Genomic DNA, 12,860 nt, shown 5'->3' on the forward strand with positions numbered 1-12,860 from the left:
ACGGGTAGCGTGCGGCCCCCACGGGCCGGTCAGCGGGCGGACCCCCGACTGGGGACGCCCGCCCGCACTCCAGCCCTCCGCGTATCCGGTGGCGTCTCAGGCGGTGGTTTCGGTGATGCCGCCGATCTGCAGCATTCGAGCCAGCTGAGCGCGGGTGTGCGCGAGTTCCCCGGCCGCCTCGGCCGACTGTTCGGCCGACTCGGCCAGTTCGCTGGTCAGCGCCCGCATCGATGTGAGCCACAGTTGGGGATCGGCTTCGCGGAACACTTGGAGCCAGGCCGCCGACCGCAGGCACCGCGCCCGCTGCGCCACCGCACCCAGCCCGGCCCACAGCTCGGCGGCGCGGTGATAGGCCGCCACGGCTTCCGCTTCCTGCCCGCAGTACTCGAGCGCGGTGGCGGCCGACGAGGCGAGGTCGGCGTGCAGACGCGTCCGTTCCGGATCGTGCTCGACGAGCCGTGCTCCTTCGAGAAATTGGCGCGCGGCGTCGCGGTGGCGGTCCAGCGCGTTCAGGGATCGGCCGAACTGCGCGCGCACCACCGCCAGCTCGCCGGACGGGTACGGGAGCGCGCCGCTGACCAGAGCCTGTTCGAACAAGGCGACGGCCTCGCCGTGGCGCTCGGCGCGGTGGAACGCGCGCGCGGCGACGAGGGTGTGATGCAGCACGTCCGGTTCGGACAGCCCCTCCCAGCGGGCGGCGGCGCGCACCGCGGCGTCGGCCAGATCGAGCTCACGGTCCGGTTGGCTCGCGATGGCGATGACCAGCTGCGCACCCAACCGGGCGGCCTCCTGCATGGTCAGTACCGGTGTCCCGAGCGCGAGCGCTTCCCGCAGATGCGCTTCCGCCTCCTCGGGCGTATCGGCGAGCCGGGCGGCGGCGAGTTCGGACAGCTTGCGCACCTCCGCGGCCCGGTCGCCGGAGAAGTCGTCGCCCGACGCAACGCTGCCGGGACCGCGGCCCGCGCGCGGCAGTGTGCTGCGCAAACCGAGTGGCAGCCGGTCCAGCAGCGGCTCGGCGGCGAGCCGGGCGGCCGTGCGCAAGCTGACCGCGCCGTTGCCGTTGCGAGCGTCGTAGCGGGCGCACAGCGCGCCGATCTCGACTTCCAGATCCGCGCGCACCGACTCCACCGTCGCGCCCGCCAGGGGAAGGTCGCCCAGCCGCAGCGTCACCAATCTGCGCAGCAGCACGCACACGCCGGTCGCGAACGCCAGCCGCGCGCCCGCGTCGGCGCCGGAATCGGTCAGCCAGCTCGCGTGTTCGGCGAGGATCTCCAGCCCGCGCGCTTCGTTACCGGTCAACGCGCAGAATTCGACGTGCAGCGCCACCGAGGGACGGAGGTCCTCGGTGTGCCGGACCAGCGGGTACCCGGTCAGATGGGCGCCGCGCGCGGCGGCGGCGCGACCGGTGCGCACCAGTGGAAGCAAGGCCTCGGCCAGCACGCGGTGCGGTTCTTCGGCGCAGGTCCGATCGCCGTCGAGCACGGGTTGCCAGTGCGCCAGGCCGCCCTCGTCGTCGCCGCAATGCACGCTCGTCACGCCCCACTCGCTGCGTTCGCAGGCGTCACAGTCGGACATGCTGTCGCGCGGAGCGGCCATCGCCGCTTCCAGCCACGCGGCGGCGGCCGCGCTGTCACCGATCTTGCGCGCGAGTTCGGAGCGCAGCGCCAGCACCGGGCGCGGACTGTAGCCGCGCTGCCGATATCTGCTGTCCAACTCGTCGAACCAGTGGTCGATCGTGGACAACGGTATCGACGGGTTGTCGACCATTCCCCAGGTCATCCATTTCAGGTACCAGTGCACCGAGTGCGTCATGGAGCCCAGCTCGGCGGGGTGATCGTCGTAGATGCGCAGCAACCTGCCGTATGCGACAGGCACCAGATCGCGCTCGCCCGCGTAGGTGTAGGACTGCGCCAGTTCCAGCAGCACCCTGCCTTCGAGCGCGCGATCGGCTCCCGATTTCGCGGCCGCGGCCAATGTTTCCAGCCGCTCCGTCCGAGTCCGGCCGTGCGGCAGCGCGTAGACCTGTCCCAGCGCCGCGTTGATCTCGGTGGCGTCCATGCTCACTCCGTCTCTTCGCCGCGGTCGGCGGCACGCTGGGTGGCCCAACCGAGGAATTCGCCGAAGGCGCGGTTGAGCAATGCCGTATCCGCGGCGCTGAGCGGACGGTGGGTCATCAGCAAGGCTTGGCCGTACAGCGATTCCACCGCCGTCTTCAGGAAGCCCGAGTCACCGATACGGGCCAGCCTGCGCACGATCGGGCTGCGGTGGTTGAGCACGAGCTGTGCACGCGGCGCGGTGACCGCCAGTGCGCCGAGGATCTCGGTCCACAGTTCGTCGGCGTCCTCGGCCGTCTGCGCCCTGGCCCGTTCGTTGCGGGCGGCGCGCCCGTCGAGGTAGAGCGCGGGCACCGAGACCGGATGGAAGGCTCGCACGATCACGTCGCAGGAGAGCGGATCGAGCGTGGTGCGCGCCAGCGCGAGTACCCGGGCCAGCGCCAATTCGTCGTCCGGGTCGACCGGGTCGAGTGCCGCGGTGATCGCGTCGGCGTCCAGTTCGACCACCTCGACGCCCGCCAGCAACCGGGGCAGCTGCATGATCAGCTCGCGGTCGTAGGCGTAGCCGCCGTTGACGACGCCGATGCCCTGTGCCGCGGCGGTAGAGGCCACCTGGCGGAACTCCTCGACTGTGGAGGTCACTCGCACGGTGCGGTGATTGCGGGCGAACTCGGTGAGCGGCACGCGCCCGTCTGTGGTCTCGAAACTCAGATGGGGCAGCATGATGCGCAGCAGGTCGACCGAATGGCCCGCCATCGCCTTGACCCCGAGTGCGTGCACCGACAGGAACGCGGCCAGGCGCTGCGGTTGTTCGGCGGCGATCTCGGTGAGCCAGTCCCGGATCCGATCGCCGAGCACCTCGCGGACGACGGCCAGCCGCTCGTCCTCGTAGAGCGCCTCCCGCGACGCGGTGGGCCGCAGCGTGTCGGTGTCGATCACACAGCGCACGAAGAACGCCCAGTCCGGCAGCACGCCGCGCACCGCGTCGCCGAGCAACATTCCTTTCAGGTACACCCGATGCGCGCTGCTCTCCGACGGGTTCCCCGGCTGGGACAGCACATAGGCCACGCCGCTGACCCCGGCAGCCCCGGCATCGAGGTCGATCACATCGAGCGGCTGGAAGCCCAGCCTCCGGTGACCGTATTCGAGCAGAGCGGCCCTGCGCTCGCCCGCCGTCGGATACGCGCGCCGCCAGACCGGAACCCCGTCGGTGATCGTCGTCACGACGCCGTCCGACTCCACCGTCACCGCATAGGGCAGCAGCGAGCCGAATTCACGGGCCAGATCGATCACCCGTTGCGGCTGGAACCACGCCCGCGCTCCCCCGCGGGGAGTGAGCCACACCGTGGTGCCCGGCTCGGCGTGGTCGCCCGGATGGAGCGAGCGCACCGAGTACGTGCCGTCGGCGGAGGCCGACCACTCGACAGGCGGTGCGGTCGTGTCGGTGGCCGATCGGGTGACCACCCGGATGGTCTCGGCGACGGTGAAGCAAGCCAGCAGTCCGATGCCGAACTGTCCGAGGAACTCTCGTCGTGCGCCCTCGATCTCGTCGCGTTTGGACGAGCGGCCGATGGTGGCGAGGAACCGGTGGACGTCGGTCTCGGTCAAACCGATGCCGGGATCACTGACGCGCAGGCCGGACTCGTCCAGGGTGAGCCGTATCGCGGTGGGCGCGCCCGAATCCAGCCGGGCGCGCGCGGTGACCGCGTCGACGGCATTCTGCAGCAGCTCGCGCAGATAGACCCGCGGACTCGAGTAGAGGTGATGAGAGAGCAGATCGACGATCCCGCGCAGGTCGACCTGGAACGAATAGTTGTCGTGCACCGCCGCCGGACCGTTGGGCGTACTGTTCACCATGGCCGCCGATCTTGTCGGCGCGCGCCAAAGGTTCCCTTAACGAACGCTTTCCGGTCCGGCGCTGGGGCGCTTGCTCTTCGGCAGCTTGCTCACGACGGCCTCGTAGGAGAGGTCGACGAGTTCGTACAGTTCGTCGTCCGGAACGGCCCCGGCGAGCTGGACGACGTTCCAGCCATACCGTCCGATGTAGGCCGACGCCGCCACGTCCTGCGGGTACACCCGGACCAGTTCGTCGGCCTCTTCGCGGGTCCGTCCACATTTCACGCCGACCGACGTCGCGCCGAGGAACGCGAAGATCTTGTCGCCGACCTTGGCGACGACGTCGCCCTCCCACGGCTCGTCCTGCCAGGCGCCCGGCTTGGCCAGGCAATAGCGCAGCAGCGCGGCGTCGTCCATGCTCGTCTCCTACACCGGCAGCAGCCGCGAGACGACCGCGGTGAGCTGTTTGGCCGAGCGGCATTCGTGCATCTCGATCACCTCGCGGTACTTGTCCGCGGCGGAATCGCCGGAGCCCCACTGATTGCGCGGTTCCGGATTGAGCCAGTGCGCGTGCTTGGCGACCCCGACCAGCGACCGCAAAGTGTTCAGCTCGGGATCACGGTAGTTCGTGCGTGCGTCGCCGAGGATCAGCAGCGAACTGCGGCTCGTGACGGCGTCCGGGAAATCCCTGGCGAACCCGGCCAGCGCATTGCCGTAGTCGGAGTGCCCGTCCAGGCCGACGACGCTCGCCTCACCGAAGATCCTGGCCATCGCCCGATCCAGTTGGGTGTGCGGATCGAAGAATCGGGTCACCTCATCGATCTGGTCGACGAAGGCGAAGATACGCACCCGGGAGAACTGTTCGCGCAGCGCGCTCACCAGCAACAGCGTGAAGCTGCTGAAGCCGGCCACCGAACCGGAGACGTCGCACAGCAGTACCAGTTCGGGGCGTCCCGGCCGCGGCTTACGGTGCACCAGATCAATGGGGACCCCGCCGGTCGACATGGACGCGCGCAGCGTACGGCGCAGATCGATGGCGCCGCGGTGAGCGTGCCTGCGCCGTGCGGCCAGGCGCGCGGCCAGAATGCGGGCCAACCGCTGGGTACTGCGCTTGAGCTCGGTGAGTTCGGCCTCCGAGGCGCGCAGGAAGTCGACGTCCTCGGCTTGGCGGGCGACTCCGTAGGTCGCCACCCGTTCGCGGCCGATCCGTTCGGCGACCCGCCGCCGCGTCTCGGCTTCGACGGTCGCGCGGAAACCGGTGATGCGCTGCCGAGCGGCGCGCCGGGCGATTTCGGCGTCGAACTCGCTCGCATCCGGTCCGAGGGCCATACCCGCGAGGATCTTCGCCAGCAACGTCTGCGGCTGCACCTCTTTCAGCGCCTGGTACGACGAGAACGAAGGACCGCGGGCGGATTGGTACTGGCCGAGTTGCTCGACCAGTTGCGCGGCCAGCGCCTCCAGCTGCGGGGTCGCCGACTCCTGTGCCAGCAGTTCGGCGAGCAGCTCACGCAGCGCGGGGATGTCCACCTGCCCGGCAGGCGTGTGCGGGATCTCGACCTCGTCCACCGTGCGAGCGCGTTCTCCGAGCGCGACCGGGAACCACAGGTCGAACAGCCCGTCGAAGGTTGCCCGGTGGGTGGTTCGCCGCAGCAGTGCGCAGGCCAGTCCTTCGCGCAGCACCTCGCGGTCCATCAGGTCGAGCACGGTCACCACCCGGCCCGCATCCACCGTCTCCGAAGGTCCGACCGGTATCCCCCGCACTCGCAGCGCCTCCACGAAGCCGACCAGATGCCCCGCCAGCCCGTGCGGCGCGCTCAGCGACGCGACATCCGGGGGGACCGATCCGGTCGCCATGGTTCAGGCCAGCTTCAGTTCGGCCAGCGCGCGCTGGTGGTCGCTCTGGTGTTTGAGCACCACGCCGAGGGTGGCGCGCACGGTCGTGTCGTCCAGATCCCGCAAGCCGAGCGCGAGCAGGGTCCGGCCCCAGTCGATCGACTCGGCCACCGAGGGCAGCTTCTTCAACTGCATCCCGCGCAGGACGTGCACGATCCGCACCAGCTGCGCGGCCACCGCCGCCGACAGCTCGGGTACCCGGCTGGCCAGGATGCGCCGCTCCAGCTCCTCGTCGGGAAAATCCAGGTGCAGGTACAGGCAGCGGCGCTTGAGCGCCTCGGACAGCTCGCGGGTGGCGTTCGAGGTCAACACCACGAACGGCTTGCGGCTGGCGGTGATGGTGCCCAGTTCCGGCACCGTCACCGCGAAATCGCTGAGCACCTCGAGCAGCAGGCCCTCGATCTCGACGTCGGCCTTGTCGGTCTCGTCGATCAGCAGCACCGTGGGGTCGGTGCGCCGGATCGCGGTGAGCAGCGGGCGCGAGAGCAGGAACTCCTCGGTGAAGACGTCGGCCTTCGTCTCCTCCCAGTCGTTCTCACTGGAAGCCTGGATGCGCAGAATCTGCTTGGCGTGGTTCCACTCGTACAGCGCGCGGGCCTCATCGACGCCCTCATAGCACTGCAACCGCACCAGCTCGGCGCCCGAAGTCTGCGCGACCGCGCGCGCCAGCTCGGTCTTGCCCACACCCGCCGGTCCCTCGATCAGCAGCGGCTTGCCCAAGCGGTCGGCGAGGAACACCGAGGTGGCGGTGGCCTTGTCCGCCAGGTAGCCCGTGCTCGCCAACCGTTCGACCACGTCTTCCACCGACGAGAAGACCGGTTCCTGTACTGCGCTCTCCGACACCACCCGGCACCTTTCTTCCGACCATCCCCACGCTACGGCAGCGCGGCGACGACGCCGACTCGGCATCGTTCACGCCCACGCTCGCGGCTCAGACGGGCCGGATCTGTCCTTCGCCCCAGACGATCCACTTGGTGGAGGTCAATTCCGGCAGGGCCATCGGGCCGCGCGCGTGCAGCTTCTGGGTGGAGATGCCGATCTCGGCGCCGAAGCCGAACTGCTCGCCGTCGGTGAACGCGGTGGAGGCGTTGACCATCACGGCGGCGGCGTCGACACGACCGGTGAACTCGCGCGCCGCGGCGAGATCACCGGTGACGATGGCCTCGGTGTGACCGGTGCCCCAGGTGTCGATGTGCTCCACCGCCGCGTCCAGGCCGTCGACCACTTTGAGCGCGATGTCCAGGGTGAGGTACTCCTCGCCCCAGTCGGCGTCGGAGGCCGGAACCTGGCCCGGCAGGTCACCGTGGATGGTGACGCCGTGCCGCTCCAAGGCCGCGGTGAGCCGCGGCAGCGCGGTATCCGCGATCGCGGCGTCGATCAGCACGGTCTCGGCCGCGTTGCACACGCTGGGACGGCGAGTCTTGGCGTTGATCAGGATCTGCTCGGCCATGTCGAGATCGGCGGCGGCGTGCACGTAGACGTGGCAGTTGCCGGTGCCGGTCTCGATGGTGGGCACCTGCGCGTCGCGCACGACCGCGTTGATCAACCCGGCGCCACCGCGCGGAATGACCACGTCGACCAAGCCGCGGGCCTGGATCAGATGGGTGACGCTGGAACGGTCCTCGCTCGGCAGCAACTGCACGGCGTCGGCCGGGATATCCTGCGCGGCGAGCGATTCGCGCAGCACGGCCACGAGGGCGGCATTCGACCGGGCCGCCGAGGACGAGCCGCGCAGCAGGGCGGCGTTGCCGGATTTGAGCGCGAGCCCGAACGCGTCGACGGTGACGTTCGGCCGGGCCTCGTACACCATTCCGACCACGCCGAGCGGCACGCGCACCTGCTTGATCTCCAGCCCGTTGGGCAGGGTCGAGCCGCGCACCACCACACCGACGGGGTCGGGCAGCCCGGCCACCTGCCGCAATCCCGAGGCGATGCCGTCGATACGGGGCTTGGTCAGCCGCAGCCGGTCCAGCAGCGAGTCCTCGGTGCCCGCGGCCTGCGCCGCGGCGATGTCCTCGGCATTGGCGGCGAGCACGCGGTCGGCGGCGGCCAGCAACGCGTCGGCGGCGGCATGCAGGGCGTCGTTCTTCTGCGCGGTCGTCAGCCGGGCCAGCGCCCGCGACGCGACCCGGGCCTTGCGCGCGGCCTCGTGCACCACCTCGCGAACATCCGGCTGGGTGGTCGTTCCTACCGTCATGGGTACAGCCTACGCATCAGCGGCGCCGCCGATCCCACCCGCTGTGCCGCGCGGTGGCGCGGGCGCGAGCCCGCGTGCGTGACACGGACCGGGCGACTACCTTCCGGCGATATGACGGTCGAATCGAACGCTCCGGCGATCGTGGTGCTGGGCAGCATCAACATGGACCTGGTGACCACGACCGACCACAGGCCCGCCCCCGGTGAGACGGTGCTCGGTAGCGGCTTCGCCATGGTGCCCGGCGGGAAAGGCGCGAATCAGGCCATAGCGGCGCGGCGCGGGGGTGGCGAGGTGCGCTTCCTCGGGGCGGTCGGCGACGACGTCTTCGCCGGCGCACTGAGCAGGACGCTCACCGACGCCGGGGTCTCGGCCGACCGGCTGCGCACCGTGGCCGGGCCGAGCGGCGTCGCCACGATCGTGGTCGACGGCGACGGCGAGAACAGCATCATCGTCGTCGGCGGCGCCAACACGCGGATGACCGAGCTGACCGAGGACGACCTGGCGGCGATCGCGGCCGCCGATATCCTGTTGTGCCAGTGGGAGATTCCGGTCGACACGGTGGCCGCCGCGGCGCGCCACGCCCGCGCACACGACACGACGGTGCTGTTGAACCCTTCGCCGGTGCGCACCGTACCCGCCGAGCTGTGGGCGAACATCGATGTGGCCGTGGTGAATTCGGGCGAGGCCGCGCACCTGGGCGCGGCGCTCGACACGGTCGCGCACGTGGTGGTCACCCGTGGGGCGGCGGGCGCGGACTATCGCGGCCCGGACGGCGCACGGCTGACCCGGCCCAGCCCGCGGGTGAACGTCGTCGACACCACCGGAGCTGGCGACGCCTTCACCGGTGCGCTGGCCGCGGCCTGGCATCGCGGTCCCAAATGGGCGCTGACCTGGGCTTGTGCCGCGGGAGCGCTGGCGACGACCCGGCTGGGGGCGAGCAGTTCGATTCCCACCGAAGAGGAGATCACCGCCGCACTGGCCGCCGAGTAGCGAGGCGCGCCGCGGCGGCTACCGGTGCGGCCGAGCCGATATCGTGTCGGGCATGGCCACCACGCCGGATCGCATCCCCGCCGACGGCGGCACCGCGCCGATCGAGGGGCTGGACGTATCCATGGTCGCGTTGAGCTTCGTGGACAACGCGGGCATCACGCGTGTGAAGGCCGTGCCCAGGCGGCGGCTGGACCTGGCGGCCCGGTACGGCGTCGGCGTGTCGCCGTGCTTCGAGACTTTTGCCTTCGACGATCTGATGGCGGTCGGGCGCTATCTCGGCGGGCCGGACGGCGATCTGCGGCTCATCCCCGATCCGGCCATGCTGACCGAGCTGGCCTGCCAGCCCGGATGGGCGTGGGCGCCCACCGACAAGTACACCCAGGACGGCACCCGCTTCGTCGCCTGCCAGCGGCACTTCGCGGCGCGCCAGACGGCGGCGGCGCAGGCGGCCGGACTGCGGTTGTCCATGGCCTTCGAGACCGAATGGGCGGTGGGACGCGCCGACGGCACCGACGGCTTCACTCCCGCGATCCACGGCCCCGCCTACGGCATAGTGCGCCTCGGGCAGGTCGCCGAGTACGCCGACGACCTGGTCACGGCGCTGGAACGGCAAGGCGTCGCCGTCGCCCAGTTCCACCCGGAATACGCGCTCGCGCAACTGGAGTTGTCGGTCGAACCGACCGAGCCGGTCGCCGCCGCGGACCGGGCCGTGCTGGTCCGGCACACGATCCGTCAAGTGAGCCTGCGGCACGGCTGGCGAGCGCTGCTCGCGCCCTGCATCGAACCGGGCGGCTCCGGCTCCGGCGCGCACCTGCACCTGTCGGTGACCGACGACGACGGACCGCTGTTCGCCGGCGGCGACGGACCACACGGCATGCGGCGGACCGGCGAGGCGTTCCTGGCCGGAGTGCTGCGCGAACTGCCCGCGCTGGTCGCCGTCGGCGCGGGCAATCCGGCGAGCTTCCTGCGGTTGGAGCCGTCGCGCTGGGCGGGGGTCTGGCAGTGCTGGGGACACGAGACCAGAGAGGCCGCGCTGCGCTTCGTCACCGGGGTGCGCGGCACCGAGCCGTGGGCGGCCAACGCCGAGGTCAAATGCCTCGACGCGACCGGAAACCCGTACGTGATCGTCGGATCGGTGATCGCGGCCGGGCTCGCGGGCGTCGCCGAACAGCTGCGCCTGCCCGCCGAAATAACCGGGGACCCCGCGACTTTCGACGCCGAAGCACGCATGATGTCGGATGTGCGCCGACTTCCCACCACACCGGCAGACGCCGCCGACCGTCTCGCCGCGTCCGGAGTGCTCGCCGACGCGATGGGCGCCGAACTGCACGACGCGCTGCTCACCGTGCGCCGGGCCGAAGCCGAGCGGTACGCCGCCGCGAGCCCCGAAGAACTGGCCGCCCTGACGCGGTGGCGGTTCTGACATGCTCACCGACGGTGTCCAGCTCACCGACCACCACTGTCACGGCGTCCACACCCGCACCTTGAATCGACCGGGCTTCGAGAGCTTGCTCGGCGAAGGCGCGCACGGGAGCTTCGATTCCGCGATCGGGCTGGCGGTGCGCCGCTGGTGCGCCCCCGCGCTCGACCTGCCCGCGCATGTCAGCCCGGACGTCTACCTGCGTCATCGCGACCGGCTCGGCGCGCACGAGGTCGCCGCGCGGCTGCTGCGCGCGACCGGCGTGACCCGATGGTTCCTGGATACCGGGATCGGCGGAGGCACAGCGGACTTCGCCGCGCTGGCGGACGGCGAGGTGCGGGAGGTCGTCCGGCTGGAGGAGGTGGCCGAGCAAGTGATCGCACAGGTCGGCGCGGTCTCGGGGGTCTACGAGCGGATCGAGGCGCAGCTGCGTGCGCGAGCGGCCGACGCCGTCGGGCTGAAGACGATCGTCGCCTACCGATGCGGACTGGACTTCCCGCTGCGAGATCATCCACCGACCAGCTTCGCACCGCAACACCGGCTCACCGATCCACAGGTCCTCGGCTGGCTGGTCGGTCTCGGCGCGCGGATCGGCGCCGAACTCGGTCTCCCTTTGCAGTTCCATACCGGATTCGGCGACCCCGATCTGCGTCTGCGGCGCGGCGACCCCCTGCTGCTCACCGACTTCCTGCGCCGCAGCGCGGGCACCGGGCTGTCGGTGATGCTGCTGCACTGCTGGCCCTTCCATCGCCATGCGGCTTACCTCGCGCACGTCTTCGACCACGTCCATCTTGATCTGGGCCTCACCATCCCCTACGTGGGCCGACGGGCCGGCGCCGTGCTCGCCGAGACCCTGGAACTGGCTCCCTTCCGATCGCTGTGCTACTCCTCCGACGGCTACGGGCTCGCCGAGCTGCACTACCTGGGCGCCCTGCTCTGGCGGCGCGGGCTGGGCGAACTCATCGACGAGTGGATCGCCGACGACGCGATCACGACCGCCGACGCCGAAGCTCTGGTCGGCGCCATCGCCCACGGGAATGCCGAGCGCGTCTATCGCGCGCGGTTCGAGCACACCGCCGGGTGATCTCCGAGCCATTCCGGCCGGTCGGATAATCGGGTGCGCCGCGCGCCGTGGGTCCCTACCGTTGATATGGAAGACCAACGGAAGGATCGACCATGTTTCCCGTCGAGCTGCGCGGCACCAAGGCGCAGACGCTGATGTGGGCCCACGAGCACGAGGTCGAGCAGGCCGCGCTCCAGCAGCTGCGCAACATCGCCGCGCTGAAATGGGTCCACGGCGTCCGCGTCATGCCGGACGTGCACCTCGGCAAAGGGGCCACGGTCGGCTCGGTGATCGCGATGCGGGACGCGGTGTCGCCCGCCGCGGTCGGCGTGGACATCGGCTGCGGCATGGAGAGCGTGCGCACCGACCTCACCGCGGCCGACCTGCCCGACAACCTGCGTTCGCTGCGGTCGCGGATCGAGGCGGCGGTGCCGGTCGGCTTCCAAGCTCATCACGACGCCGTCGACGTCACCCGCCTCGGTTCCCAGGTCGCGGGGCTCGGCGCGAGCACAGCGACGCTGCGTGCCGGCTGGGACCGCTTCTGGGGTTCGTTCGGCGCGCTGGACGCCCGGGTGCAGTCGCGAGAGTCCAAGGCGCACAAGCAGATGGGCACGCTCGGCGGCGGCAACCACTTCATCGAGGTCTGCCTGGACTCCGAGGAGCGGGTGTGGATCCTGCTGCACTCCGGCAGCCGCAACATCGGCAAGGAACTCGCCGAGCGGCACATGGCGATCGCGCGGACGCTGCCGCACAACGTCGATCTGCCCGACCGCGACTTGGCGGTCTTCGTCTCCGGCACGCCGGAGATGGAGGCATACCGGCGCGACCTCACCTGGGCGCAGGAGTACGCGGCGCGCAACCGCGCGGTGATGCTGGCCCTGGTCTGCCGTGCGGTCGCCGCCGAATTCGCCGAGCGCGGAGTCCGTTTCGAGCAGCCGATTTCGTGCCACCACAATTACGTGGCGGAAGAACTGATCGACGGCGTGCCGATGCTGGTCACCCGCAAGGGCGCCGTGCGGGCGGGCGCGGGTGATCTGGCGCTGATTCCCGGCTCGATGGGTACCCGCTCCTACGTCGTGCGGGGCAAGGGGAATCCGGCTTCGTTCCAGTCGGCTTCGCATGGCGCGGGACGGCGGATGAGCCGCAACGCGGCCAAGAAGCAGTTCACCGTGGCCGATCTCATCGCCCAGACCGAGGGCGTCGAGTCGCGCAAGGACGCGGGCGTGGTGGACGAGATCCCGGCCGCGTACAAGGACATCGACGAGGTCATCGACGCACAGCGGGATCTGGTCGACGTGGTCGCGACGCTGCGCCAGGTGCTCTGCGTCAAGGGCTGAACGTCGCGTTGCCGACTTCGCGCCGGGCGCATCGTACTCGCCCGGCGTGAACTCACGGCCCGTGCCGCCT

10 protein-coding genes are annotated in these 12,860 nt (G+C 70.6%); 4 read left to right on the forward strand and 6 right to left on the reverse strand.

Translation table 11 applies throughout. The annotated features are described in order from the left end of the window. Nucleotides 1–96: 96 nt before the first annotated feature. From GVY39_RS23280 to GVY39_RS23305, 6 genes are all read right to left on the reverse strand, one after another. Nucleotides 97–2,058, reverse strand: a complete 1,962-nt coding sequence (locus tag GVY39_RS23280) for a hypothetical protein (protein ID WP_201295317.1) — start codon at nucleotides 2,056–2,058, stop codon at nucleotides 97–99. A gap of 2 nt (nucleotides 2,059–2,060) precedes the next feature. Beyond that, a complete protein-coding gene (locus tag GVY39_RS23285; RefSeq protein ID WP_159928123.1) occupies nucleotides 2,061–3,911 on the reverse strand; it encodes an HSP90 family protein in 1,851 nt (616 codons plus the stop codon). Between the two features lie 36 nt (nucleotides 3,912–3,947). After that, nucleotides 3,948–4,307, reverse strand: a complete 360-nt coding sequence (locus tag GVY39_RS23290) for an MmcQ/YjbR family DNA-binding protein (RefSeq protein WP_159928121.1) — start codon at nucleotides 4,305–4,307, stop codon at nucleotides 3,948–3,950. Nucleotides 4,308–4,316: 9 nt separating this feature from the next. Further along, nucleotides 4,317–5,744, reverse strand: coding sequence for a VWA domain-containing protein (locus GVY39_RS23295; RefSeq protein WP_159928119.1), 1,428 nt, complete (start codon nucleotides 5,742–5,744; stop codon nucleotides 4,317–4,319). 3 nt (nucleotides 5,745–5,747) lie between these two features. Next, nucleotides 5,748–6,629, reverse strand: a complete 882-nt coding sequence (locus GVY39_RS23300; RefSeq protein ID WP_159928117.1) for a MoxR family ATPase — start codon at nucleotides 6,627–6,629, stop codon at nucleotides 5,748–5,750. A gap of 85 nt (nucleotides 6,630–6,714) precedes the next feature. Beyond that, complete coding sequence (locus GVY39_RS23305) at nucleotides 6,715–7,980, reverse strand: glutamate-5-semialdehyde dehydrogenase (RefSeq protein ID WP_159928115.1); 1,266 nt, start codon at nucleotides 7,978–7,980, stop codon at nucleotides 6,715–6,717. Between the two features lie 111 nt (nucleotides 7,981–8,091). Between GVY39_RS23305 and GVY39_RS23310 the strand changes: the two genes are divergently transcribed. The 4 genes from GVY39_RS23310 (at nucleotide 8,092) to GVY39_RS23325 (ending at nucleotide 12,790) form a co-directional block, all read left to right on the forward strand. Continuing rightward, complete coding sequence (locus tag GVY39_RS23310) at nucleotides 8,092–8,970, forward strand: ribokinase (RefSeq protein WP_159928113.1); 879 nt, start codon at nucleotides 8,092–8,094, stop codon at nucleotides 8,968–8,970. Nucleotides 8,971–9,022: 52 nt separating this feature from the next. Continuing rightward, nucleotides 9,023–10,393 carry a glutamine synthetase family protein gene (locus tag GVY39_RS23315; protein ID WP_159928111.1) on the forward strand — a complete coding sequence of 457 codons (1,371 nt, stop codon included), beginning with the start codon at nucleotides 9,023–9,025 and terminating at the stop codon, nucleotides 10,391–10,393. A 1-nt stretch (nucleotide 10,394) separates the two neighbouring features. Then, entirely contained in the window at nucleotides 10,395–11,474 is a 1,080-nt protein-coding gene (locus GVY39_RS23320; RefSeq protein ID WP_159928109.1) for an amidohydrolase family protein, read from the forward strand. 92 nt (nucleotides 11,475–11,566) lie between these two features. Next, nucleotides 11,567–12,790: an RtcB family protein gene (locus tag GVY39_RS23325; RefSeq protein ID WP_159928107.1), complete on the forward strand. Its 1,224-nt coding sequence runs from the start codon at nucleotides 11,567–11,569 to the stop codon at nucleotides 12,788–12,790. Nucleotides 12,791–12,860: the final 70 nt, after the last annotated feature.

This window comes from Nocardia sp. CY15, from assembly GCF_009829295.1.
GTDB lineage: Bacteria > Actinomycetota > Actinomycetes > Mycobacteriales > Mycobacteriaceae > Nocardia > Nocardia sputi.

Excerpts from the sequence above, each read along its gene's own strand:
- GVY39_RS23280 (WP_201295317.1), bottom strand. The coding sequence starts at position 2,058 with ATGGACGCCACCGAGATCAACGCGGCGCTGGGACAGGTCTACGCGCTG.
- GVY39_RS23285 (WP_159928123.1), bottom strand. The coding sequence starts at position 3,911 with ATGGTGAACAGTACGCCCAACGGTCCGGCGGCGGTGCACGACAACTAT.
- GVY39_RS23290 (WP_159928121.1), bottom strand. The coding sequence starts at position 4,307 with ATGGACGACGCCGCGCTGCTGCGCTATTGCCTGGCCAAGCCGGGCGCC.
- GVY39_RS23295 (WP_159928119.1), bottom strand. The coding sequence starts at position 5,744 with ATGGCGACCGGATCGGTCCCCCCGGATGTCGCGTCGCTGAGCGCGCCG.
- GVY39_RS23305 (WP_159928115.1), bottom strand. The coding sequence starts at position 7,980 with ATGACGGTAGGAACGACCACCCAGCCGGATGTTCGCGAGGTGGTGCAC.
- GVY39_RS23310 (WP_159928113.1), top strand. The coding sequence starts at position 8,092 with ATGACGGTCGAATCGAACGCTCCGGCGATCGTGGTGCTGGGCAGCATC.
- GVY39_RS23315 (WP_159928111.1), top strand. The coding sequence starts at position 9,023 with ATGGCCACCACGCCGGATCGCATCCCCGCCGACGGCGGCACCGCGCCG.
- GVY39_RS23320 (WP_159928109.1), top strand. The coding sequence starts at position 10,395 with ATGCTCACCGACGGTGTCCAGCTCACCGACCACCACTGTCACGGCGTC.
- GVY39_RS23325 (WP_159928107.1), top strand. The coding sequence starts at position 11,567 with ATGTTTCCCGTCGAGCTGCGCGGCACCAAGGCGCAGACGCTGATGTGG.